Origin of the sequence: Bacillus sp. REN3, assembly GCF_017912555.1 — a bacterium.
Taxonomy (GTDB): domain Bacteria; phylum Bacillota; class Bacilli; order Bacillales; family Cytobacillaceae; genus Mesobacillus.
Genome location: NZ_JAERSD010000007.1, coordinates 1 through 23,725, shown reverse-complemented (window position 1 = coordinate 23,725; position 23,725 = coordinate 1). Strand labels below are relative to the sequence as shown.

General features: G+C 45.4%; 24 protein-coding genes and 3 riboswitches. All 24 genes read left to right on the top strand.

Features of this window, described 5'->3' with window-relative positions; translation table 11 throughout:
* Positions 1-280: 280 nt before the first annotated feature.
* The 24 genes from JJQ88_RS08100 (at position 281) to yunB (ending at position 23,286) form a co-directional block, all read left to right on the top strand.
* Positions 281-637: an arsenate reductase family protein gene (locus JJQ88_RS08100; RefSeq protein WP_210365241.1), complete on the top strand. Its 357-nt coding sequence runs from the start codon at positions 281-283 to the stop codon at positions 635-637.
* 53 nt (positions 638-690) lie between these two features.
* The gene (gcvH, locus tag JJQ88_RS08095) at positions 691-1,071 is read left to right on the top strand and encodes a glycine cleavage system protein GcvH (RefSeq protein ID WP_210365240.1); all 381 of its coding nucleotides are present in this window, start codon (positions 691-693) and stop codon (positions 1,069-1,071) included.
* Positions 1,072-1,284: 213 nt separating this feature from the next.
* Positions 1,285-1,524 (top strand): YusG family protein, encoded by a 240-nt coding sequence (locus JJQ88_RS08090; protein ID WP_210365239.1) that lies wholly within the window; start codon positions 1,285-1,287, stop codon positions 1,522-1,524.
* A gap of 520 nt (positions 1,525-2,044) precedes the next feature.
* The gene (locus JJQ88_RS08085; protein WP_210365238.1) at positions 2,045-2,398 is read left to right on the top strand and encodes a toprim domain-containing protein; all 354 of its coding nucleotides are present in this window, start codon (positions 2,045-2,047) and stop codon (positions 2,396-2,398) included.
* Positions 2,399-2,405: 7 nt separating this feature from the next.
* Positions 2,406-2,714 carry a thioredoxin family protein gene (locus JJQ88_RS08080; protein ID WP_210365237.1) on the top strand — a complete coding sequence of 103 codons (309 nt, stop codon included), beginning with the start codon at positions 2,406-2,408 and terminating at the stop codon, positions 2,712-2,714.
* A gap of 206 nt (positions 2,715-2,920) precedes the next feature.
* On the top strand, positions 2,921-3,412 hold the full coding sequence (locus JJQ88_RS08075) for an SCP2 sterol-binding domain-containing protein (protein WP_210365236.1): 492 nt from the start codon (positions 2,921-2,923) through the stop codon (positions 3,410-3,412).
* An 81-nt stretch (positions 3,413-3,493) separates the two neighbouring features.
* Positions 3,494-3,596, top strand: a riboswitch (SAM riboswitch).
* Between the two features lie 86 nt (positions 3,597-3,682).
* Positions 3,683-4,999 carry an O-acetylhomoserine aminocarboxypropyltransferase/cysteine synthase family protein gene (locus JJQ88_RS08070; protein ID WP_210365235.1) on the top strand — a complete coding sequence of 439 codons (1,317 nt, stop codon included), beginning with the start codon at positions 3,683-3,685 and terminating at the stop codon, positions 4,997-4,999.
* A gap of 118 nt (positions 5,000-5,117) precedes the next feature.
* Positions 5,118-5,231, top strand: a riboswitch (SAM riboswitch).
* A gap of 188 nt (positions 5,232-5,419) precedes the next feature.
* Entirely contained in the window at positions 5,420-6,445 is a 1,026-nt protein-coding gene (locus JJQ88_RS08065; protein WP_210365234.1) for a methionine ABC transporter ATP-binding protein, read from the top strand.
* Positions 6,438-7,106, top strand: coding sequence for a methionine ABC transporter permease (locus JJQ88_RS08060; protein WP_210365233.1), 669 nt, complete (start codon positions 6,438-6,440; stop codon positions 7,104-7,106). The genes JJQ88_RS08065 and JJQ88_RS08060 overlap by 8 nt, the downstream gene beginning before the upstream one ends.
* Positions 7,107-7,120: 14 nt before the next feature.
* Positions 7,121-7,951, top strand: coding sequence for a MetQ/NlpA family ABC transporter substrate-binding protein (locus JJQ88_RS08055; protein ID WP_210365232.1), 831 nt, complete (start codon positions 7,121-7,123; stop codon positions 7,949-7,951).
* A gap of 1,503 nt (positions 7,952-9,454) precedes the next feature.
* Positions 9,455-9,826 (top strand): carboxymuconolactone decarboxylase family protein, encoded by a 372-nt coding sequence (locus tag JJQ88_RS08050; RefSeq protein ID WP_210365231.1) that lies wholly within the window; start codon positions 9,455-9,457, stop codon positions 9,824-9,826.
* 243 nt (positions 9,827-10,069) lie between these two features.
* Entirely contained in the window at positions 10,070-10,222 is a 153-nt protein-coding gene (locus JJQ88_RS21825) for a YuzK family famiily protein (protein ID WP_481748286.1), read from the top strand.
* 489 nt (positions 10,223-10,711) lie between these two features.
* The gene (gene sufC, locus JJQ88_RS08045) at positions 10,712-11,497 is read left to right on the top strand and encodes a Fe-S cluster assembly ATPase SufC (RefSeq protein ID WP_210365230.1); all 786 of its coding nucleotides are present in this window, start codon (positions 10,712-10,714) and stop codon (positions 11,495-11,497) included.
* Between the two features lie 17 nt (positions 11,498-11,514).
* Positions 11,515-12,822 carry a Fe-S cluster assembly protein SufD gene (sufD, locus tag JJQ88_RS08040; protein WP_210365229.1) on the top strand — a complete coding sequence of 436 codons (1,308 nt, stop codon included), beginning with the start codon at positions 11,515-11,517 and terminating at the stop codon, positions 12,820-12,822.
* Positions 12,822-14,051 carry a cysteine desulfurase gene (locus JJQ88_RS08035; protein ID WP_210365228.1) on the top strand — a complete coding sequence of 410 codons (1,230 nt, stop codon included), beginning with the start codon at positions 12,822-12,824 and terminating at the stop codon, positions 14,049-14,051. Before sufD ends, JJQ88_RS08035 begins: the two co-directional genes overlap by 1 nt.
* Positions 14,041-14,481, top strand: coding sequence for a Fe-S cluster assembly sulfur transfer protein SufU (gene sufU / locus JJQ88_RS08030; protein WP_210365227.1), 441 nt, complete (start codon positions 14,041-14,043; stop codon positions 14,479-14,481). Before JJQ88_RS08035 ends, sufU begins: the two co-directional genes overlap by 11 nt.
* 113 nt (positions 14,482-14,594) lie before the next feature.
* Positions 14,595-15,992: a Fe-S cluster assembly protein SufB gene (gene sufB, locus JJQ88_RS08025; RefSeq protein ID WP_210365226.1), complete on the top strand. Its 1,398-nt coding sequence runs from the start codon at positions 14,595-14,597 to the stop codon at positions 15,990-15,992.
* Positions 15,993-16,498: 506 nt separating this feature from the next.
* The gene (locus JJQ88_RS21665; RefSeq protein WP_210365225.1) at positions 16,499-17,155 is read left to right on the top strand and encodes a Crp/Fnr family transcriptional regulator; all 657 of its coding nucleotides are present in this window, start codon (positions 16,499-16,501) and stop codon (positions 17,153-17,155) included.
* A gap of 95 nt (positions 17,156-17,250) precedes the next feature.
* Positions 17,251-17,742, top strand: a complete 492-nt coding sequence (locus JJQ88_RS08015; protein WP_210365224.1) for an OsmC family protein — start codon at positions 17,251-17,253, stop codon at positions 17,740-17,742.
* Between the two features lie 390 nt (positions 17,743-18,132).
* Positions 18,133-18,981, top strand: a complete 849-nt coding sequence (locus JJQ88_RS08010) for a DUF72 domain-containing protein (RefSeq protein WP_210365223.1) — start codon at positions 18,133-18,135, stop codon at positions 18,979-18,981.
* A gap of 376 nt (positions 18,982-19,357) precedes the next feature.
* On the top strand, positions 19,358-20,767 hold the full coding sequence (locus JJQ88_RS08005) for a bifunctional metallophosphatase/5'-nucleotidase (RefSeq protein WP_349237111.1): 1,410 nt from the start codon (positions 19,358-19,360) through the stop codon (positions 20,765-20,767).
* A gap of 64 nt (positions 20,768-20,831) precedes the next feature.
* Positions 20,832-21,134 (top strand): YunC family protein, encoded by a 303-nt coding sequence (locus JJQ88_RS08000; protein ID WP_210365222.1) that lies wholly within the window; start codon positions 20,832-20,834, stop codon positions 21,132-21,134.
* Positions 21,135-21,358: 224 nt separating this feature from the next.
* Positions 21,359-22,465 carry an HD-GYP domain-containing protein gene (locus JJQ88_RS07995; protein ID WP_210365221.1) on the top strand — a complete coding sequence of 369 codons (1,107 nt, stop codon included), beginning with the start codon at positions 21,359-21,361 and terminating at the stop codon, positions 22,463-22,465.
* 62 nt (positions 22,466-22,527) lie between these two features.
* Positions 22,528-23,286 (top strand): sporulation protein YunB, encoded by a 759-nt coding sequence (gene yunB / locus JJQ88_RS07990; protein WP_210365220.1) that lies wholly within the window; start codon positions 22,528-22,530, stop codon positions 23,284-23,286.
* Between the two features lie 66 nt (positions 23,287-23,352).
* A riboswitch (Lysine riboswitch) is annotated at positions 23,353-23,536 on the top strand.
* Positions 23,537-23,725 lie beyond the last annotated feature (189 nt).

The window sequence follows — 23,725 nt, the reverse complement described above, 5'->3', positions numbered from 1 at the left end:
AAGAACTGCAAGCCATCCAATTTTAAATCGTGCTCCCCCTGGAAAACAGGGGGAGCTATTTATCTTAGTTGGCCAACGTTTTTTTGGGGGTATCCGTTTCATTATTGCGGTTATTTTTTTGGACCTTCAGGAGGAATTTCCCGAGATTTGTTGAAATAAATAAAGGATGCGGAAAAATCGGCATAATCGGACACGGAATATTAGAATTCAGCCTCCCTGATGTGTTACTATCCGTTTAGAGGCATTCATTTTAGGGATACTAACAGAGGGTGGTGAGAGAATGGCAAAGACGTTTTACTGGTACCCGAAATGCGGTACATGCAGGAATGCGAAGAAATGGCTTGATCAGCACGAAGTAGCCTATAATGATGTACATATTGTCGAAAACCCGCCTTCCCGCCCGGAGCTTGAAAAGATGATTGATGCAAGCGGCCTTGAGATTAAGAAATTTTTTAATACGAGTGGCCAAAAGTATCGAGAATTGGGCATGAAAGACAAAATGAAGACGGCTTCGAGGGACGAGCTTCTCGATTTGCTCGCCTCAGATGGAATGCTGATCAAGCGCCCGCTGATGACAGACGGGAATAGAGTTACCGTAGGCTTCAAAGAGGATGAATATGAAAAAGCCTGGCTTTAAGTTTGGTCCCATCGATATTTATCGATAGAGATATGAAAATGGAGGGATAGTTAATGAACACACCAAAAGAGTTGCGTTATTCTGAAGAACACGAATGGGTAAAGGTAGAAGGGGAAAAGGTTCGTGTGGGCATCACTGATTTCGCCCAATCCGAACTAGGAGACATCGTATTCGTCGAGCTTCCGGAAGTTGGCGATGAAATCACCGCTGATGAGCCGTTTGGCAGTGTCGAATCTGTAAAAACGGTGTCCGAGCTCTACGCTCCAATCAGCGGCAAGGTAGTCGAAATTAACGAAGACTTGAATGACAGCCCTGAGTTCGTGAACGAATCTCCATATGAAAAAGCGTGGATGATTGTCGTTGAGCCATCTGACAGCGGCGAAGTCGACAAGCTCATGACTGCAGAACAATACGAAGAAATGACAAAGGAATAAACCCAAACGAGAACGTCCTGCTCTTCAGGGCGTTTTTTTATGTTGTTCACTATGCCAATGAACTGGATAAGGAAGTAGAGGGCAAAAAAGCTGTTTCTTGATGATAACGGCTTTTTATCCCGGCCATTCCATTCTTCTGCAAATTTCCAAGCTCCTTTCAGGGTTAATTGGACAAACTAGAGGCAAAAGGAAACATGAAAGGGGTAGAAGGCGATGACATTGAAACAGCAGAAACTGGATGTTACTGAAAGAGTGACAGGCAAGCTTGAAAAAGGCGGAATCCAGCTTTATCTGGAAAATGAACCAATCGGAAAAATTTCGCTTCCTGAAGGAACGCAGCTCGACCTCGAGCATCATTTTGAATCCCAACAAAATAGAATATACCAGCATATTTCAATCCCTGACCAATCAGAGCCAAGGTATACTGATTGCGATGAGGGCGGCTGGTGTTGAAATACGGATCAGCGGCCATTTTGAGCCGCTGTTTTTAATAGCTGAAAATATTCACCCCATAACCACTCAAATATGTTTGAAGGAGTAAGCCGGCAGTCCGGACGAATAAAGCAGGCTTTCATCGCACGAAAATCCAGCGCAGCCCGTGCATGGTAGATAAGTGGTGTGTATATCCCCGGGAATCCAGCATCAATCACCGTATTGTAAATATCGAACGGTTGCGAGGGGGCGCAAAGGAAAAAATACAGAATCCAACTGTCTGAGAGAGAAAAACCCCGAGTGCCCCGGATTTAAGAATAGAAAAAAACAAAGTGTAAACGGCAGCTCAAGCTCCATAAATCCCTGGAAAAAACGAGCGCAGAAAGCATTCGATTCCAATACGTAAAATTACCTTCCAGCTAGGCCGCTTTTTTTGCATTATATAGCAATCTCAGTAACAATAGAAATACATCACAAATGATTTAGCAATGTTTATAATGTAATAAAGCAGTTATTATCTGTTGCATAGGTGGTTATGACGATGGACGACAATCAGAATAAGGTTATCATTGTGGAAGGTTCGTCTGATAAGCGGAAGGTACTTTCAGTTTTAAAGGAGCCTGTCGAGGTTATTTGTACAAATGGGACCATTGGAATTTCAAAGCTTGATGAGCTGATCGATTCACTTTTTGACAAAGATGTCTACATCCTTGTGGATGCCGATTCATCTGGAGAAAAAATGAGGAAGCAATTCAAACGGGAATTCCCGGAAGCAAATCATTTATACATTGATAAGATGTACAAGGAAGTAGCGACTGCGCCAAGAAATCATCTCGCCACGATTTTGACTGGAGCGAACATGGATGTCCATACAGAGTATTTAGAAAAAGGATGAAGCTTGGATGAAGGAATGGACGAAGGAAGAAATCGAAACATCTTTAGAAACAAAGAGTACAGGTTACCTTTACTTTTATACACCAATGTGCGGAACATGCCAGGTTGCAGGGAAGATGCTTGAAGTAGTCGAGCAGCTGCTCCCTGATACGCCTGCTGGGAAAGCAGACCTGAACTATTTGCCGGAAATAGCTGAACGATTCCAAATTGAAAGTGTACCGTGCCTGGTCATCCTTAATGAAGGCAGGGTGAAGGAAAAGGTTTATGCCTTCCAATCTGTTCCCTACCTGTATGAGAAGCTGAATAAACTCACCTGAAAAACGGCCATGTGTGCCGTTTTTTCTATGGAAAAGAGGAATCCGCCAGGTAAGATCCTGGCCGGTTCAATGTCCAAAAGCTCATTGGACTTTTCTTGCCTTTTGCTAAAGAGTCTTAGCTATAGGAGTGATGAATTGCGGTTAAGAAAAGGCTGTTTTCTAAAAATATGGTCGTTTTCTGAATCATTCTAAGAGGATCAAATAGTTTGAACAGATTGATTGGAACAGAAGAAATTTATTCTGTGGAATTCCAGGATATACCTCGGAAATTGCCGGTCCCATACATGCTATTTGTCGAAGAAATCTTGCAGGGTTTTCTTCTAATGGAAGGAATATTGTATGTAAGGGAGATGAGCAGAATGCAGGAAAGAGCCAAAAGGTTTACGGAAGGCATATCAGATAAGGGACATCTTATGGAGCTCGTGAGAAAGATGAATTGCGGGCTTGAGATGGAAACAGACACCGAAACGGTTTATTTGTACTTTTACAATGGCAAAGTGACGACGGATCCGGATCAACAAGCTGCATGGAGAAATGTGACGATCAAAGGATCGAAAGACGCCATCGCACGTTTGCTTGATGGAGAGATGAAACTAAGGGATGGTGTACAGGCAGGTGATTTGCGAGTATCAGGAAGTTTCAGGGAATTGCTCGCCCTTGAATCCATCTTCTATCTTGCCAGCCCGTTGGCCAAATGATTCATTTCCCGAAAAGTCAAAAAATGATTGACCAATTTCCTTCTGCATGCTATTATCACTTTAACGCAAAAAAACAGAATATTCTTATCAAGAGAGGCGGAGGGACTGGCCCTATGAAGCCCGGCAACCGGTTATGTGACACGGTGCTAATTCCATCAAAGCGTTTTGCTTTGAAAGATAAGGAGAGACGATAACAAACCCTCTTCTTAGGAAGAGGGTTTTTTAATCTTTCTTTCCTGGATGGAAACTAAAATGAATGGGGAGATGGAAATGACTGAGCAACAGCGTAATTACAAGATTGAAACCTTAAGTGTGCATGGGGGACAGTCGCCGGACCCAGAAACAGGCGCGAGATCGCTCCCGATTTATTCGAGCAATGCGTTCCAGTTCGAGAATACGGGGCATGCAGCGGATCTTTTTGCTCTAAAAGAACCAGGCTATATTTATTCGCGGATCCATAACCCTACTGTGACAGCGCTTGAGGAAAAAGTGGCTCTGCTTGAAGGAGGGGTAGGCGCGCTTGCGTTGTCCAGCGGAATGGCAGCCATCACAATGGCGATATTGAACATTGCCCACGCAGGGGATGAAATTGTCGCAGCATCAAATCTCTACGGGGGGACATATAATTTATTTGCCGTGACGCTTCCTAAATACGGGATTACTGTACGTCTTGTCGATCCTGTCGACACGGAAAACTTCCGGCAGGCAATCACACCGAAGACAAAAGCGATTTTTGCGGAGACGATCGGGAATCCAAGCCTGCGCGTACTTGATATCGAAGCGGTTGCCAGCATCGCTCATGAATCAGGCATACCGCTGATTATTGACAATACGTTCGCAACACCGTATTTATGCAGGCCGATTGACCATGGAGCCGACATTGTCGTCCACTCTGCAACTAAGTGGCTCCTTGGAAATGGAACAGTTCTTGGCGGAATCATTGTTGATGGAGGGAAGTTCAATTGGAAATCGCCAAAGTTCCCGGGATTCAATGAGCCGGATTCAAGCTACCATGATCTCGTCTATAGCGAAGCGATCGGGGCTGCCGCTTATATCGTGAAAGCGAGGGTCCAGCTTCTTCGTGATTTGGGGCCGTCCCTGAGCCCTCAAAGCGCATTCCAGTTCAATCTCGGACTCGAGACGCTGCATGTCCGTATGAAGGAACATGTCGCAAATACAAATAAGCTCGTCCAATACCTTGAATCCCATCCTGCCGTTACCTGGGTTTCTTATCCGGGAAATGAATCCCACCCTGATAAGGAGCTAGCCGCAAAATATTTGCCAAAAGGCGCGGGTTCTGTAGTCGTTTTCGGAATTGAAGGGGGACGGGAGGCTGGAGCAAAGCTGATCAACTCAGTCAAGCTATGGTCTCATGTTGCGAATGTTGGCGATGCGAAGAGCTTGATCATCCATCCTGCCAGCACGACCCATCAACAGCTGGATGAAGAAGGACTGAAGGCAGCTGGCGTCCCGGAAGATTTGATCAGGCTGTCAGTCGGCATTGAGAACATTGAAGATATCACCGCGGACCTAGAACAGGCAATCGAAAAGGCGACTGGTGTCCAGGGAGCGGCAGCAAGGGATTGATCGAGAACCCAATACATTCCATTTGCTTTATATGGGCTATATAGTTGACACTCCTTTTTATTCCGTGATAGAATCACATGCATGGTGAAAAAACCGTTTGTATAATTTAATAGCATTGCTCTTATCAAGAGAGGTGGAGGGAAGTGCCCTGCGAAGCCCGGCAACCATCAGCAAGCGATCTTGTTGAAATGGTGCCAATTCACTCAAAGCTATGTGCTTTGGAAGATGAGAGAAAGGAACCATATATGTTTATGCCTTTCTGCTCATTGCAGGAAGGCATTTATTTTTACTATCCCGGCTGCGGCGGCCATCGCTTTGCCGGAAAAACCATTTTTTCTTTCAATTAATACCGGAAGTGGAAATGAGGCTGGCAGCTTTTTAAAACGGTGAACTAAACGGAATGCAAAGAGGGTGAGTCATTTGATTACGATTAAGAACGCAAGGAAAATCTACCCTTCAAAAAATGGGGAAGTCAAGGCAGTAGATGATGTGAACCTTGAGATCAAGGAAGGGGAAATCTTTGGAGTCATAGGCTATAGCGGAGCGGGGAAAAGTACGCTGATCCGGATGCTGAACGGTCTTGAACTTCCGACTTCAGGCTCTGTCGTCGTGGCAGGCAGGGAGGTCTCAAGAATCAGGGGCGCCGGGCTCAGGAAAGCGCGGCAGGAAATCAGCATGATTTTCCAGCACTTCAACCTCCTTTGGTCGAGGACAGTGGCTGAAAATATTGCGTTCCCGCTTGAAATCGCTGGTGTTCCAAAGGTGGAAAGAGAGAAGCGGGTAAAAGAATTGATCACACTCGTCGGACTGGACGGCAGAGGGGATGCCTATCCATCACAGTTAAGCGGCGGGCAAAAGCAAAGGGTTGGCATTGCGCGCGCCCTGGCTAACAATCCGAAGGTCCTTCTTGGGGATGAAGCAACGTCTGCACTCGATCCGCAGACAACCGACCAGATTCTTGACCTGCTTGTTGATATTAACAAAAGGCTTGGTCTTACCATTGTCCTGATTACCCATGAAATGCATGTCATCCGAAAGATCTGCCATCGTGTCGCAGTCATGGAGGAGGGCAGGATCGTTGAAACAGGACCTGTTCTCCAAGTATTTAAAAAACCGCAGCAGCCGATTACCAAAAGGTTCGTCCAGCAGGTGACAGAGCCTGAGGAAACAAAGGAAACAGTCGAGCACTTGCTTTCAAAGTACCCTAAGGGCCGTGTTGTCCAATTGACCTTCGTCGGCGAGGGAGTCGAGCAGCCGCTCATCACGAACTTGATCCGTCAATTCCCAGTGACGGTGAATATCGTCCAGGGGAAAATATCGCAGACGCAAAATGGCTCTTATGGGACGCTGTTCATTCACCTCGACGGGGAAGAAAGTGACCTGGACCACGCAATCGAATTTATCGGACAGCATGAAGTTGGCGTGGAGGTGATGTCACATGGCTGAGAAATTCTTTCCGAATGTCAATTGGGATCGGATGTGGGAAGCGACACTTGAAACATTGTACATGAGCGCTATTTCAGTGCTGGCGACATTCATTCTCGGAGCGATTTTAGGATTGCTGCTGTTTCTGACATCCAAGGGGAATATCTGGGAAAATCGGCCGGTGAACGCCGTGCTAAGCGGATTCGTCAATATTTTCCGATCCATCCCATTCATAATTCTGATTGTCCTGCTGATTCCTTTTACAAAACTGATCCTGGGATCAATGATTGGTGTGAACGCGGCTTTGCCGGCACTGATCATTGGAGCCGCACCCTTCTATGCAAGGATGGTAGAGATTGGCCTTCGCGAAATTGATAAAGGGGTCATCGAGGCGGCGAAATCGATGGGCGCAAAAACGACAACGATCATTTGGAAAGTCCTTCTTCCCGAATCAATGCCCGCGCTAGTATCCGGGATTACCGTGACAGCCATCGCGCTTGTGAGTTATACAGCGATGGCAGGTGTCATCGGTGCAGGCGGCCTCGGGAACCTTGCCTACATGGAAGGCTTCCAGCGCAGCCGCAATGACGTCACATTGATGGCAACAATCATTATCCTGGTGATCGTGTTTGCAATTCAGTTCTTAGGAGATTTCATTACAAGAAAAATCGACAAACGATAAGGAGAGAAAAAGAGATGAAAAAATGGTTGGTTGCACTTTTAACAATATCTTTGACCATCATGCTTACAGCTTGCGGAACTTCAGAGGAAAAATCCGAAGGCGACAAGGAAAACAAGAAAATCGTTGTGGGTGCCTCGAATGTCCCGCATGCGGAAATTCTTGAAGAAGCAAAGCCTTTGCTGGAAAAGAAGGGCTATGAACTTAAAATCGAAACTTTCAATGATTATATCGTTCCAAACCAGGCTTTGGATTCAAAAGAATTGGACGCAAACTACTTCCAGCACATTCCTTATCTGGAAGCGCAAATGGCTGACAATGGATACAAGTTCGAAATCGCAGGCGGAATCCACATCGAACCAATCGGTGTATACTCGAAAGAATACAAGAGCCTTGAGGATCTTCCAAAAGGAGCGAAAATCATCATGAGCAGCTCTGTCGCAGACCATGGCCGGATCCTGACCATGCTTGAAAAAGAAGGTCTGATCAAGCTTAAAGCCGGAGTCGACAAAGTTAAGGCTACAATTGATGATATAGAAGAAAACCCTAAAAACTTGAAGTTCGATACAGAATTTGAAGCAGCGCTCCTTCCGCAAATCTTTAATAATGGAGAAGGCGACGCAGTCCTCATCAACTCAAACTACGCAATCGATGCTGGACTGAATCCCCTGAAGGATGCCATCGCAATTGAAGAAAAAGATTCCCCATACGTGAATGTCCTTGCAGTCCGCAAAGGCGATAAGGACAAAGAAGCAATCAAAGCTTTGGTGGAAGTCCTTCATTCAAAGGAAATCCAGGATTTCATCCTTGATAAATACAAAGGTGCAGTTGTGCCAGTAAATGAATAATCCAAAATAAAAAGCAGGCTTACGCCTGCTTTTATTGTTTTTGATGACTAGCGGTTAGTCACACTTTATAGCCCGTTGGCCAACGGGGAACAAAAGGGTCCCAGCTGGGATTATATCTGCACAACAGGGAATATATCGATTCCAACTGGGATTATATCGATTCCAACAGGGATAATATCTGCACAACAGGGATTATATCGATTCCAACTGGGATTATATCTGCACAACAGGGATTATATCGATTCCAACTGGGATAATATCGATTCCAACTGGGATTATATCTGCACAACAGGGATTATATCGATTTCAACAGGGTAATCTCGCCACCAACAGGGATAATATCGCCTCCAGCGGGGATTATATCCGCACAACAGGGATAATATCAACTCCAACTGGGGTTATATCGATTCCAACTGGGATAATATCGATTCCAAATGGGATTATATCGATTCCAAATGGGATTATATCGATTCCAACAGGGATAATATCGATTTCAACAGGGATAATATCGCCACCAACTGGGATAATATCGCCACCAACAGGGATAATATCAACTCCAACTGGGGTTATATCGATTCCAACAGGGATAATCTCTCCTCCAGCTGGGATTATATCCGCACAACAGGGATAATATTGCCACCAACAGGGATAAGATCAATTTCAACAGGGATAATATCGATTCCAACTGGGATTATATCAATTCCAACAGGGATAATATCGATTCCAACAGGGATAATATCGATTCCAACTGGGATAATCTCGCCACCAACAGGGATAATATCGCCTCCAGCGGGGATTATATCCGCACAACTGGGATAATATCGCCACCAACAGGGATAATATCAACTCCAACTGGGGTTATATCGATTCCAACAGGGATAATCTCTCCTCCAGCGGGGATTATATCCGCACAACTGGGATAATATCGCCACCAACAGGGATAAGATCAATTTCAACAGGGATTATATCGATTCCAACTGGGATTATATCGATTTCAACTGGGATTATATCGATTTCAACAGGGTAATCTCGCCACCAACAGGGATAATATCGCCTCCAGCGAGGATTATATCCGCACAACTGGGATAATATCGCCACCAACAGGGATAATATCAACTCCAACTGGGGTTATATCGATTCCAACAGGGATAATCTCTCCTCCAGCTGGGATTATATCCGCACAACAGGGATAATATTGCCACCAACAGGGATAATATCGATTCCAACAGGGATAATATCGCCACCAACAGGGATTAACCTCTTTCCAGCTTGTTGTTAACATCTGTCCATCCAAAAATATTTACACCCCATCTGAAAGATCCAACCCCAACCATGATTAAATTCCTTTTTCATGCCAGCAAAGGGCTGGTCGATGGAACGCAATTTCAGTTTTCATCATTCCTTCTTTTTCATTGTGAAATCATCGGTATCGTATGATGAGTGCATAGTCCATCCTATAAACAAACATACTAACCTGGAAAAAATAAGATTGGAGTGGAAGCAATGGAACATCATTATGAACCAAGGAATTCTACTGAGGCGGCCTTGTACGAATATAAGTATGGCCTTGGCATATTTACCGAGAAAATGCCTGAATTGGCACATCATTATAATGCGTTCACAGAGCAGTGCTTCAAGGAAGGGACATTGGGCCAGAAAGAGAAGCAGCTGATCGCTTTAGGGATTTCTTTGTATTCCCAGGATGAATATTGCATTATTTACCATCTCAAAGGATGCCTTGACCAGGGAGCAACAGAGGAACAGATTCTTGAGGCAGTTGGCGTCACCGCTGCATTTGGGGGCGGTGCTGCGATGAGCCAGGCTGTAACCCTTGTCCAGGAAGCGATTGCAGAGCTGAACCAGCCAAGACAATAATCGGGATTTGCTCCATTCGGGAGGATTCAGCCAGGATTGTAAGAATCACCGAGTTCAGCTTTCCATACCCATTCCCAGCAGTCCATATCCAAAAATTAACGGTTTTAGCCGCTTTGAACGTGGTAAAAGAAAAGTGTTACGATTGCATTAGTCATTAATGCAATACAAAAAAACGCTTTTCGAAGCGTAAAACTGAAGGGATGATTCACTATTAGTCCGCTAAAGCTGAACTACACGAGTGAAATGGAAAAAGCGATGCATGGAGCGCATGGAATTAGCTATGAAGTGTACAGCATGGACCATGATGCAAGAATGAAAGTCGAGAAAAAACGCGAGAAGGAATATTTGCGAAGCCAAAGGATGGTAGCTGATCTCGAACGCAAATTACATTCATAACAAACACGGATATAGATATTAGGAAAGTTTGGGGACCAGTGTGATCGATGCACTGGTTCTTTATATATATATGTGCAATGCTTTTTGAGGACAGCGTTACTGACACCAGGAAAGTTGATCGTTCGCTTGCAAAATGTGAATCACAAGCGGCGCACGAGCAGCTGAAAGAACGGCTACAACAGGCTGCCCTCTGGATGATATATAAAACTGGCGGGATTCCTGTGGATCCTGTCTACACTTTTTAAAGAAAGGGAATGACAGCGGGCGGAGTCCGGTACATGATTTTCTTTTCCGGGGAAAAAATAGGATGGTGCAGGTTGTGTGCAAAACACAGATAAAATAAGGGTTTCATATGAAAATCTTTCTTGATTGAAAGAGTTGCTAACACATTTCATTTGTTATAAGATTGGAATGAGAATAAAATGAGAATAGAATAGAAAACCGCAAATGTCGGCTTAAAATCTTTTCTATAGTGACGGAGGTATTATTATGGCAGGATCTGTATTATCAATTAACGACCTTCATGTTGAGATTGAAGGGAAGAAGATATTAAAAGGTGTGGACCTTGAAGTAAAAGGCGGGGAAATCCATGCAATCATGGGCCCGAATGGTACTGGTAAATCCACTCTTTCTTCTTCCATCATGGGTCACCCTAAATATGAAGTGACAAATGGTACAGTAACACTTGATGGTAAGGATGTTCTTGAAATGGAAGTGGACGAAAGGGCGCGCGCAGGTCTTTTCCTTGCTATGCAATACCCAAGCGAGATCAGCGGCGTTACGAATGCTGACTTCCTTCGTTCTGCATTGAACAGCCGCCGTGGCGAAGGAAATGAAATTTCATTGATGAAATTCATTCGCCAGATGGATAAGGAAATGGAATTCCTGGAAATGGATGTTAATATGGCACAACGCTACCTTAATGAAGGCTTCTCCGGCGGTGAGAAAAAGCGTAATGAAATCTTGCAGCTTATGATGCTCGAGCCGAAAATCGCCATCCTGGACGAAATTGACTCAGGTCTTGATATTGACGCCCTGAAGGTTGTTTCCAAAGGCATCAACCAAATGCGTGGAGAAGATTTCGGCTGCCTGATCATCACCCACTACCAGCGACTTCTTGACTATATCACACCTGACTTTGTACACGTCATGATGCAGGGACGCATCGTTAAATCCGGCGGACCTGAACTTGCGCAACGCCTGGAAGCAGAAGGGTATGACTGGATTAAAAAGGAACTTGGCATCGAAGACGAAACAGTTGGGCAAGAAGCTTAAGCGTTGGAGGGATTATGATGACTACGGAAACGAAATTGCCTTTTGACCAGGAGTATATCTCTTCCTTTTCAAAAGAAATGAACGAACCGGAATGGCTGACACAACTTCGCGTCCAGTCGCTTGGAAAAGCTGAAGGACTTGCCATGCCAAGGCCGGATAAGACAAAGATTGACAAGTGGAACTTTACACAGTTTGAAAAGCTTTTAGTAAAAAGTGACGAATTTTCTTCTCTCAATGAACTACCTGAAGACATAAAAGCTCTTGTTGAACAGGAAGCATTGGACAACAGCCTGTATGTCCAGCGGAACAACAAGCCGGCTTATCTGCAGCTTTCAAAAGAAGTACAGGAACAGGGCGTCGTATTCACTGATATTTTCACTGCTGCCCGTGAATACAGCGACCTTTTGAAAAAACACTTTATGTCAGCGGTCAAGCCTGATGAGAACCGATTGACGGCGCTGCACGCGGCATTCATGAACGGCGGGGCGTTCTTGTATGTTCCCAAGAATGTCCACGTAAAGAAACCGATCCAGGCAATCTTCCTGCATGATGATGCGGAAGCGAACCTGTTCAACCATGTTCTTGTGGTTGCTGAAGACAATAGTTCTGTGACTTACGTTGAGAACTATTTTTCAGCAACAGAGTCAAAGAGTGGATTGGCCAACATCGTAACGGAAGTTATCGCTGGCTCGAATGCGAAAGTTCAATACGGCGCAGTGGACACGCTTGCTGCTGGAATGACGACATATGTGAACCGCCGCGGCACAGCGGACAGGGACGCACGAATCGAATGGGCTCTTGGCATGATGAATGACGGCAATACGATTTCGGAAAACGTCACGAACCTTGTTGGCGACGGTTCTTACGGAGACACGAAATCAGTCGTAGTCGGCCGCGGGGAACAAGTCCAGAACTTCACAACCATGGTCGTCCACTACGGGAAAAATTCCGAGGGATACATCCTGAAGCACGGTGTCGTCAAAGATAGCGCAACATCCATCTTCAACGGCATTGGCAAGATCGAACATGGCGCATCAAAGTCAAACGCAGAGCAGGAATCCCGTGTTTTGATGCTGAGTGAAAAAGCTCGGGGAGATGCCAACCCTATCCTGTTGATCGATGAGGATGATGTAACTGCAGGCCACGCAGCTTCCGTTGGCCGCGTTGATCCATTGCAGCTTTACTACTTAATGAGCCGTGGAATCCCTAAGACAGAGGCAGAGCGACTCATCATCCATGGATTCCTTGCACCGGTTGTCAATGAGCTCCCAATTGAAGGAGTCAAAAAGCAATTGGTTGAGGTAATCGAAAGGAAAGTAAAATAATGAATGCTCGCGAAATCCGTGAACTATTTCCGATTTTGAATCAGGAAGTCAATGGCAGCCCACTTGTCTATCTTGACAGCGCGGCAACGTCGCAAAAGCCGGTGCCAGTCATTGAGGCACTTGAAAAATATTATCGTGAATATAATTCCAACGTCCATCGCGGTGTCCACACACTCGGGACAAGAGCCACGGATGGTTACGAAGGAGCAAGGGAGAAGGTCCGCAAGTTCATCAACGCGAAGTCGATTGAGGAAATCATTTTCACCCGCGGAACAACAACCTCTTTGAACACGGTGGCAGCCAGCTATGGACGCGCAAACCTTGGCGAAGGGGATGAAATCGTCATCTCCTACATGGAGCATCACAGTAACATCATTCCATGGCAGCAGGTAGCGAAGCATACAGGAGCGACATTGAAGTACCTCGACCTTCAGGAGGATGGCACGATTTCACTTGACACTGTAAGGGAAACGATTACCGATAAAACGAAAATCGTATCCATCATGCAGGTATCCAATGTGCTCGGCGTCATGAATCCTATCAAGGAAATAGCAGAGATTGCCCACCAGCATGGAGCGATCATGGTTGTGGATGGAGCGCAAAGCGCACCCCATATGAAGATCGATGTCCAGGATCTTGATTGTGATTTCTTTGCACTGTCTGGGCATAAAATGTGTGGTCCTACAGGGATTGGTGTCCTGTACGGCAAGAAGCATTTGCTTGAAAAAATGGAGCCGGTCGAGTTTGGCGGGGAAATGATCGATTTTGTCGGCCTATACGAATCAACATGGAAGGAGCTTCCGTGGAAGTTTGAAGGCGGGACCCCAATCATTGCCGGTGCAATCGGCCTCGGGGCAGCGATTGATTTCCTTCAGGAGATTGGTCTGGATAACATCGAGAATCATGAGCACAGGCTGGCAGCCTATGCGCTTGAAAAACTGTCCGCTGTAGAAGGTATGACTATCTATGGACCGAAGGATGCTTCCAAACGTGCAGGGCTTGTCACTTTTAACATTGATGATGTCCATCCGCACGATGTAGCGACCGTACTGGATGCAGAAGGGATTGCCGTTCGCGCCGGCCATCACTGTGCACAGCCGCTCATGAAATGGCTCAATGCATCGGCTACTGCACGGGCAAGCTTCTACCTGTATAATACAGAAGAAGACATTGACAGGCTTGTAGAAGGGCTGGTCAAAACAAAGGAGTATTTCAGCGATGTCTTTTAATAATTTAGATAACCTTTACCGGCAAGTCATCATGGATCACTACAAGAATCCTCGGAATAAAGGTGTTTTGGAGGAAGGCAGCCTGACGGTCAACATGAACAACCCGACATGCGGAGACCGCATCCAGCTAACGATGAGAGTTGAAGACGGCAAAGTGGCAGATTCGAAATTTGAAGGCGAAGGCTGTTCGATTTCAATGTCTTCGGCTTCGATGATGACACAGGCAATCAAAGGGAAAAGTGTCGAAGAAGCGCTCAAACTTTCAAAAATCTTTTCCGACATGATGCAAGGCAATGATTATGACGAGGAAGACCTTGATCTTGGCGATATTGAAGCACTTCAGGGTGTTTCGAAATTCCCGGCAAGGATCAAATGCGCGACTCTTGCCTGGAAGGCAATGGAGAAGGGCCTGCAGGAAGACAGCCAATAAAGGGGAACCGTAACTGGGTTCCTGCCGCAAAACGCGCAGGGGATTGGCCTGCCAGCAGTACAACAGCAAAGCGTGGACACCGTTTCCCGCTTTAAGAATGGAGGAATTCGACGATGGCTAAAAAAATGCCAGAGATCGGTGATTATAAATACGGTTTTGCCGACAAAGACGTTTCCATTTTCCGGTCTAAACGCGGCTTGACGCGTGAAATCGTTGAAGAAATTTCAAAGCTTAAGGAAGAACCTCAATGGATGTTGGACTTCCGCCTCAAATCCCTTGAGCATTTTTACAGCATGCCGATGCCTCAATGGGGAGGGGATCTGGCTCCGTTGAACTTCGACGAAATCACATATTATGTAAAACCTTCCGAGCGTTCTGAGCGCTCATGGGATGAAGTCCCGGAAGAAATCAAGCGTACATTCGACAAGCTTGGTATTCCGGAAGCTGAGCAAAAATACCTTGCCGGTGTTTCTGCGCAGTATGAATCCGAGGTTGTCTACCACAACATGAAGGAAGAACTTGAAGCGCAGGGTATCGTCTTCAAGGATACAGATTCCGCTCTAAAAGAAAATGAAGATATCTTCCGTGAACACTGGGCGAAGGTCATCCCACCGACAGACAACAAATTCGCCGCTTTGAACTCTGCGGTTTGGTCCGGCGGATCCTTTATCTATGTTCCAAAAGGTGTGAAAGTGGAAACGCCGCTTCAAGCGTACTTCCGCATCAACTCCGAAAACATGGGCCAGTTCGAACGTACGCTGATCATCGTGGATGAAGGCGCGCACGTACACTATGTTGAAGGATGTACGGCACCTGTTTACACTACGAACTCGCTTCACAGCGCGGTCGTTGAAATCATCATCAAAAAAGATGCATACTGCCGCTACACAACAATTCAGAACTGGGCAAATAATGTCTTCAACCTGGTTACCAAGCGCGCGGTCTGCGAAGAGAACGCAACAATGGAATGGATCGATGGAAACATTGGTTCCAAGCTGACAATGAAATACCCGGCTGTCATCCTGAAAGGAGAAGGCGCCCGTGGCATGACTTTGTCAATCGCGATTGCCGGAAAAGGGCAGCACCAGGATGCAGGTGCGAAAATGATTCACCTTGCACCGAACACATCTTCCACGATCGTATCGAAGTCCATCTCCAAGCAGGGCGGAAAAGTTACCTACCGCGGAATCGTCCACTTCGGGCGCAAAGCGGAAGGAGCCCGCTCCAACATCGAGTGCGATACGCTGATCATGGATAACAAGTCGACATCGGACACGATTCCATATAATGAGATTCTGAACGATAACATTTCGCTTGAGCACGAAGCGAAAGTTTCCAAAGTTTCCGAGGAGCAGCTTTTCTACCTGATGAGCCGCGGAATCTCCGAAGAGGAAGCAACAGAAATGATCGTCATGGGCTTCATTGAGCCATTCACCAAAGAACTGCCAATGGAATACGCTGTTGAAATGAACCGTCTGATCAAGTTCGAGATGGAAGGAAGTATTGGGTAATAGCTTCACCCCCGTCACATCAATGTTTGTGGCGGGGGTCTTTTTATGAAAGGCTGTGTTAAAGGAGAATGTTGATTTGAAACACTGTTGAAGGCGCTGACTCATGCGGGAGTAGTGCGTCGAAGTGAGACCCCGCAGGAGCGAAGCGACGGAGAGGATCGCGGACAGACCGCGGAAAGCGTCCGCCAGGAACGGAAATCAATAGTCAACATTAATAGAGCCTTATGGAAAAAATACTTTCAGCCTGTTTCGGTTGATTTTTATTCATATATGAAATATGTAAAACGTTACTTAACAACATGACTGGTTCCATTTGAGAACTATTGACCTTCTATAAAAAAGCAATTGATCGTTACATGATGGGATTTAATGAAAGTATGTATTTTACTCGTAATGTAAGCAGTATCATTCATTTTTCATTTTCCATTTATGTATGAGAGATAATAAGGACAATATATAACAGAATTGCCCATTTAATAAATCGTAAATATATTCCATAAGAGAGTGTGGTTACAATCGAATCCGATTTTTTATATCCCTGTCGTACCAGTCATTTATTTGATAAAGATTGGTTAATAAGGTGGCAAGGCGAACTACAGTATACCTTTAAGCGTGGAGAACAAATAAGTTATCCAAACAAATTGGAAAACGACCTTTTTTTGGTCGTAATGGGAAATGTAAGTATAGGGCATATACATGAAGACGGGAAAGAATGTGTTTTAGGCATATTAGGTGCTGGAGATTTCATTGATTTGCCAAGCGCTTTTTCAAACAAAGTGAGTAAAGTGTATGCAACAGCACTCACAAATGTAGAAGTAGTGAAAGTGCCTAAAAAGGATATTGTTGATAAAGTGATTGGAACTCCAGAATTATCGCATCAATTATTATCTTATTTTTCAAATCAATTGCAAGAAGTTGTGCAGATTTTGGAACAGGTCGCCTATGATAAGGTAGAAGAGCGATTAATTCGTGCGTTTCATCGTTTAATGGACCCAACAAATGAGAGAAACGGCTGGTATCCACTTCCTCCATATATTACCCATAAGGATATTGCTGGTATGATTGCCTCGACCCGAGAAACAGTCACCTTTTTAATCAATAAACTGATTCAAAGCGGCGTACTTAAAAATGAGGAAAATCGGCTCTGGGTTATAAAAGACTAGACATCTCATTAATATGTAATCCCCCTTACATACGGAAATTTCCCCTCAGTGTAAGATGGGTATGTACCAACTATTTAATGTCGGAGGGGATATAAGTGAATGGAATTAATTTTCCAGCGGTAGAGCAAACAATAAAAATGATTAAAGAGGATCCATCGCTGAAAATGAAGAATTGGCAGGCGAGAATTGATTGGAAATCCGGTGTTGAAAACACGTTGAAAATCCGTAATTTTGACCCGATAAAGATAGATGAACCGGAGCAATTAGGTGGAACTGATAAAGGGCCAAATCCCGTTGAATTGCTTATTGGGACAGCGGCAAGTTGTTTTTCCATCACCTTTCAAGTTCTTGCGAGCCAGCAAGGCATAACATTAGAAGAGGTAAGTGTTGGTATAGAGGCGGATTTAAACGCAGCTGTTTTCTTAGGGTTGGAAGAAGGAAACGGCGGCATCCTTGACCCAGTTATCACATTAAAAGCGAAAACCACGGCAAACAAAAAGCAAGTAGAAGAAATTGCACAAGCAGCGCTCCAAAAGTCACCGGTACTCCTCAGTATGAAAGCAGAAATTCGTTTGGAAGTAGAATGAAAAACCAACGAGTGGAGAAAGCTTTCAATCATGTTGTCGTAAAAGAAAATACAGGAAAAGATAGTGACGGGAATCCACCTGCTGGGGCAGGTGGATCCTTTTTTTGTGAAAAAAGAAGATCTCCTGTTCTTAGTAGTTTATATCGCAAAAATTCTTTTCCATTCTGTAGAAAGTTCTTTCAAAATTCATAGAGATTATGTCAAAAGTGCTGTAATTAACGAAAAACCTTAGTGACTTTTCCCAAATGTATTGGTAAGAGATAAATAACTATAAAAGCTGATTTTAGCTATGTCATAATTAGTATAAAAAGTAAACAGGGTAAATGATGTCTTAGTTCTTATTTGCATGATAACTATGCTATCATGAAGGTTAAAAGGGAGGGTGCCCAGGATGATTTATGTTGGCTTGACGGGCTGGGGAGACCATGACAGTTTATATGACGGTAAGGTGCAGCCACGGGATAAGTTGAAGGAGTATTCTAGCCACTTTCCGACAGTCGAGGTCGATGCCTCTTTTTATGCTGTCCAGCCTGTGAAAAACGCCGTCCGATGGGTCCAGGATACACCTGAGTCATTCCAATTCATCGTCAAGGCGTACCAGGGGATGACCGGGCATCAGCGCGGGGAAATCCCGTTCAAGGATAAAAATGAGATGTTCCAAGCATATAAAGAGTCCCTGAAGCCATATATTGAAGCGAATAAGCATGCGATGACGCTGTTCCAGTTCCCGCCATGGTTCGATTGCCGGCGTGAGAATGTGGATTACCTGCGCTGGTGCAGGGAGCAGATGGATGGCATCGACTGCGCTCTTGAGTTCCGCCACCAGTCCTGGTTTGCAGGCGAAATGCGGGAACGGACGCTTGATTTTATGAAAGAAGAAAATTGGATCCACAGCATCTGCGACGAGCCGCAGGCGGGTGAAGGATCGATTCCGACAGTTCTGGAACCTACTTCTGAGCAGAAGGTGCTTGTCCGCTTTCACGGCAGGAATGTCCATGGGTGGAACAAGAAGGGCAGGGGCCAGGAATGGCGGGAAGTCAGGTATCTATACCGTTATAATGAAACAGAACTGAAGGAATGGGCACGGAAAATGGAAAAGCTGGAGGAACGTACAGCGAAGGTCTATGCGCTTTTCAATAATAATTCGGGTGGGGATGCCTCTGATAATGCGAGGCAGATGGTCGATTTATTAAGGATAGAATATTCTGGTCTGAACCCTCGGCAGCTAGATTTATTTTAAAAGAGGGCGTTTTTTATAATAGCGCTGCTCCTGTTTTATTGAATTACGGTGGATGCAGACTCAGCCTAACGGCATTGTTTATGAAAAAATTATGATTATCGCCTGCATTCAGCCATTTACCATAAAACACCATTGATTTAGCGTCAACAGTCGGCTATTTTGCAGAGTCGACCTGAATATAGCGTGATCAGTCGGCCATTTAGCGGCAGCCAACAGCAATATAGCGAAATCAAACAATATTTTAGCGGCATCCAGCAGCAATTGAGCGAACAGCCAACAATAATATAACGAAAAACCACAATCATTTAGCGCTTTGGAAAATAGCTGGTTATATGATTGTGAAAAATGAGATGAATTCCAGTACCAAGGGGATTTATTGGATACGAAGAGATATCTTTTTAAGAGGATTGATGGTTTGATGGGAGAAGTCATTCATATTTATCATACAAATGATTTGCACAGCCATTTAGAGCATTGGCCGGGAATCCGGGCATTGCTGGCTGAACGGAAACGATGGCATGAGGAGGCGGGTGATGGGGTGCTGATTTTTGATATCGGTGACCATATGGACCGCTGGCATCCGCTTTCTGATGCGACAAGGGGCAAGGCGAATTGTGAGCTTCTTAATGAAGCGGGATACGATGCAGCAACCATCGGTAACAATGAGGGCATCACTTTGCCATTCGAGGACCTTGATACGATGTATCTTAGGAGAAATTTTGATATGCTTGTCGCGAATCTCTATCTTCCAGATGGTAGCAGGCCGGCATGGGCAAAGCCGTATCACGTTTACATAACTAATACTGGGACGAGAATAGGCGTCATTGGCGTCACAGCCAATTTCACGCGTTTTTACGAGCAGCTTGGCTGGAAGCTGACGGATCCGTTTGTCGAATTGGAACGATGCCTCAGTGAGCTTGATGGCAGGACGGACGCTGTTATCTTGCTTTCGCATCTTGGCATCCATGATGATGAACTGATTGCTGGGAGGTTTCCGGAGATTGATGTCATCCTTGGCGGGCACACCCACCACATCCTCCATGAAGGAAAGGAGGTCGGCAATACACTGCTTGCCGGTGCCGGTAAACACGGCCGTTATACTGGTCATGTGACACTGGAAATCGATGAGGGTACGAAACGGATAGTAACAAAAAAAGCCTTCCTCTATGATATGCATGAAAGAGAACAGACAGAAGGCCAGCAGGCAATAGCTAAAGGGTATTATCGAACTGGCAAACAGCTGATGGAAAAAAGGGTTGCCGAGCTCCCGGAGGATTTGGCAGCAGACCCTATGGAGCGTTCGAGGCTATCGAAGTTGCTGACAGAAGCCCTTCGCGAGTGGTGTGATGCGGATTGCGCGTTCATGAATGCAGGAATGCTCATTGGCGGCTTACGCCGCGGGACTGTGACGCAGTTCGACTTGCTTGAAATTTGCCCGCATCCAATCAACCCATGTACCGTATCACTAACTGGCTCGGAATTGAAGGAAGTCCTATTGCAGACGAAGGATGAAAAGTGGCCGCATTTGCAAATAAAAGGCCTCGGTTTCAGGGGGACAGTGATGGGTGTGATGGATTATGCGGGAATTGAGGTAGTGAAGAGGAACGAGATATTCATCAATGGAAAGCCGATTGAGGCGAAGAAAAAATATTTATTGGCGATCCCCGATATGTTCACATTCGGCCGGTTCTTCCCTCAAATCTACAGAGCCGAGGATAAAAAATACTGGCTCCCGGAATTTCTGAGGAATCTGCTTGAATGGAAAATTTCAACCATTTATAAATGATCAATCCAGCACGCTTCCTGAGCCCTCTTCATAGAGTGTAAGGGAGGGAAGGGAGAGTGTGTTCATGATCGAGATGTTACCGATTGAAATAGATGACAGGACATTTCTTGCTATCACGGTCAGGCTGCCGAAGACCAACCTGCTTGTCGTTACTGGAGATAAAGGGTATATCATGTGCGGCGCCCTTGATGTCGGACTGCTTAATGAGAAGCTGAAACTAAGGAAAGTCATAGCAGGAAGGGCTGTTGGGGTCAAGACTATTGATGAACTGCTCGAGGCCCCTTTGGAATCTGTTACCTTTGAAGCGGAGAGCCTTGGGGCAGTGCGGGGCATGGCCGGGAAAGATGCCCTGCTGCTGATGAATTAAAATCAAAAGCCGATGGCTAGTCCACTCGGCTTTTTACTATTCGTCAGGAGGAACAAGTAAACCTTGAGCAGCTCATTCTTGGGGAATAGCAAGCTCAAAAGACTTGCCAAAATGCAACATTCTTCTCCTCGCTGAGCGACAGGTATGATAGAATAAAAGAAAATATTGTCGTTTTATGTAAAATTTTCTTGCTCCAACAATAAACAGATAAAGTGGGAATGTTCATGAGACTGGTAGCGACGGCTTATGCAGAAGAAGGTGCTTTGCTCGGCAAGGCGATTTATAATGATCAGGGGCAGGTTCTCCTGAACGTCGGCGCGCGGCTTGAGAAAAGAATCTTGGACAGGCTGGTGGATTTCGGCATTGATTATATTTATATAATCGATAAGGAAACGGAAGATATTAAATTAATGAACCCGATTTCCGATGAACTTCATGTCCAGGCAATCAAGACGATTGGAGCCGCATTCAAGCAGATCCAGAAGGACAAGAAATTCGCTCATTCGTTCATCCTCGAGAAAGCCTACCGGAATTTCCAGCAATTGATTAAGTCGTTACTGGAGGAACTGAACAGGAGCAAAGAATTGCTTAATCTGCTGTCTGATGTCTTCCTTCATGATCATTATATATTTTCCCACTCGCTGAATGTCACCTTGTATGCTCTTGCCATCGGGATTGAGCTGAAGCTCCCGCCGAAGGAGCTGGAACAGCTTGGGCTTGGAGCCATCCTGCATGATGTAGGGAAAATGATGGTTCCCGAGGAGATTTTAACAAAGCCTGGACGGCTGACGGCCGAAGAGTTCAAGATCATCAAAGCGCATGCAGAGGATGGGTTCGAGCTTCTGAGAAAGGTCCCTGCTATTCCATTGGTCGTTGCCCACTGTGCCTACCAGCATCATGAACGTCTGAACGGAGCGGGGTATCCCCGCGGACTGAAAGGGGAGAGTATCCATTTGTTCGGCAGGATCCTTGGTGTCGCGGATGTATTCGACGCCGTTACCTCGAACCGGGTTTACCGTCCAGCGATGCTTCCCCATGAAGGGCTGGAAATCCTGTTTTCAGGCTCCGGTACCTTATTTGATCCAATGGTGGTTGATGCTTTCCGTAAGGCAGTCGCCATTTATCCAGTCGGCTTGACAGTGAACTTGAATGATGGCAGGAAAGGTGTCATATCTGGACAGAACCCGGGCTTCAGTGAACGGCCAATCGTGAGGGTCCTCGAAGAAAACCATATAAAAGTTGTCCCGTACGAAGTAAATCTGAAGTCGAATTTATCTTTGATGATAACCAGCTGCGATACGATTCTTACATATGAGTATGCCGGCAAATAGTAGTTTTTATGGCTAGTTCCCCTCCCTGAAGCATACATATAGCTTTAGAGGGGGGATTTGTTTTGCCAAAATTCGGCCGGCGGCTGCCCCGGAAAGGGCCATTGCCTTTCAGGTATGTATTCCTGCTGACATTTGTGTTTTTTTCATTTTCAACAGCTGCAGGGCTGTGGATCATCGATAAAGGAATCGAGCCGACGTTGATGAGCTATGCGGAATCCCAGACCAGGAAGATTGCCACACTTGTCATCAACAAAGCAATCAATAAGAAAATCGCGAGCGGTATGGATATTGATAAAGTGATTGAATTTGTCCCGGTCGACAATGGGTCTACCACTGTCGTCAAATTCAATACTGAAATCATCAATCGGGTAAAAGCGGAGACGACCAATATTGTCCAGACGAATCTAAAGGAAGCGGAAAGAGGAAATCTCACCGCGCTTGAAATGTTGTCCGATGTCGAGATTGTCACGGATGAAGATCAGGAGACAGAAGGAATCATTTATTATGTCCCGCTGGGGCAGGCAACGAATAACGCGCTCCTGGGGAATATGGGCCCCAAGGTTCCGGTCAAGTTCAATGCAATCGGCGATGTCATGGCGGACGTATTCTGGGAAACCGAGGAACATGGGATCAACAACACACTGATAAACGTTTCGGTCAGAGTAAAGGTAAATGTACAAATCATCATCCCTTTCGCGACCGAGATCGCAACGGTGCAGGAGAATATTCCAATTGGCAGCTTCTACTATCCTGGGAAAGTCCCGCAATTTTATAATGGCGGAAAGGGTTCATCGCCGGCCATCCAACTGCCTGGCGAATAAAACCAGTTGCCAAGTTTGGGGCATTGTTATATTATTAAGGCAATTGAATAAAAAACCTTATCATTCCGATGGGGTAGAGGAGCAGGATTCAAGAGTAGGCTGCGCGAGGATGACAACGTTGACCGCAGTTGAAAGGGAATTTTGCCGAAGCAGGCTAAAGTGAGTCATCATTTAGTTTGCTGGGGGTACTTTGAATAAGAGTACCACTGTCATTATGGAGGAAAAGCCATAATGGGGAGCTACAGATCGTGATGGAGAAACTAGTTGCTGACAAGGGCAACGATAGATTTTTCTCTATCGTTGCCCTTTTTATTTTTCTTTTCTAGTTTTACTCTTTTCATGTAAAGTTTCCCCCTGTTAAAAGGTAGTGTCAAAAGTTCTATGAAAAATCAATTCTAAGGGATGATTTCTTCACTGAGCTTGTAAAAATGCTGCCGCA

Coding starts and splice junctions, on each gene's coding strand:
- JJQ88_RS08050 (WP_210365231.1), top strand. CDS start 9,455: ATGGAACATCATTATGAACCAAGGAATTCTACTGAGGCGGCCTTGTAC.
- JJQ88_RS07995 (WP_210365221.1), top strand. CDS start 21,359: ATGAGACTGGTAGCGACGGCTTATGCAGAAGAAGGTGCTTTGCTCGGC.
- gcvH (WP_210365240.1), top strand. CDS start 691: ATGAACACACCAAAAGAGTTGCGTTATTCTGAAGAACACGAATGGGTA.
- JJQ88_RS08010 (WP_210365223.1), top strand. CDS start 18,133: ATGATTTATGTTGGCTTGACGGGCTGGGGAGACCATGACAGTTTATAT.
- sufC (WP_210365230.1), top strand. CDS start 10,712: ATGGCAGGATCTGTATTATCAATTAACGACCTTCATGTTGAGATTGAA.
- sufD (WP_210365229.1), top strand. CDS start 11,515: ATGACTACGGAAACGAAATTGCCTTTTGACCAGGAGTATATCTCTTCC.
- JJQ88_RS08055 (WP_210365232.1), top strand. CDS start 7,121: ATGAAAAAATGGTTGGTTGCACTTTTAACAATATCTTTGACCATCATG.
- sufU (WP_210365227.1), top strand. CDS start 14,041: ATGTCTTTTAATAATTTAGATAACCTTTACCGGCAAGTCATCATGGAT.
- JJQ88_RS08070 (WP_210365235.1), top strand. CDS start 3,683: ATGACTGAGCAACAGCGTAATTACAAGATTGAAACCTTAAGTGTGCAT.
- JJQ88_RS08085 (WP_210365238.1), top strand. CDS start 2,045: ATGGACGACAATCAGAATAAGGTTATCATTGTGGAAGGTTCGTCTGAT.
- JJQ88_RS08060 (WP_210365233.1), top strand. CDS start 6,438: ATGGCTGAGAAATTCTTTCCGAATGTCAATTGGGATCGGATGTGGGAA.
- JJQ88_RS08080 (WP_210365237.1), top strand. CDS start 2,406: ATGAAGGAATGGACGAAGGAAGAAATCGAAACATCTTTAGAAACAAAG.
- JJQ88_RS08000 (WP_210365222.1), top strand. CDS start 20,832: ATGATCGAGATGTTACCGATTGAAATAGATGACAGGACATTTCTTGCT.
- JJQ88_RS08090 (WP_210365239.1), top strand. CDS start 1,285: ATGACATTGAAACAGCAGAAACTGGATGTTACTGAAAGAGTGACAGGC.
- JJQ88_RS08035 (WP_210365228.1), top strand. CDS start 12,822: ATGAATGCTCGCGAAATCCGTGAACTATTTCCGATTTTGAATCAGGAA.
- JJQ88_RS08100 (WP_210365241.1), top strand. CDS start 281: ATGGCAAAGACGTTTTACTGGTACCCGAAATGCGGTACATGCAGGAAT.
- sufB (WP_210365226.1), top strand. CDS start 14,595: ATGGCTAAAAAAATGCCAGAGATCGGTGATTATAAATACGGTTTTGCC.
- JJQ88_RS21825 (WP_481748286.1), top strand. CDS start 10,070: ATGGAAAAAGCGATGCATGGAGCGCATGGAATTAGCTATGAAGTGTAC.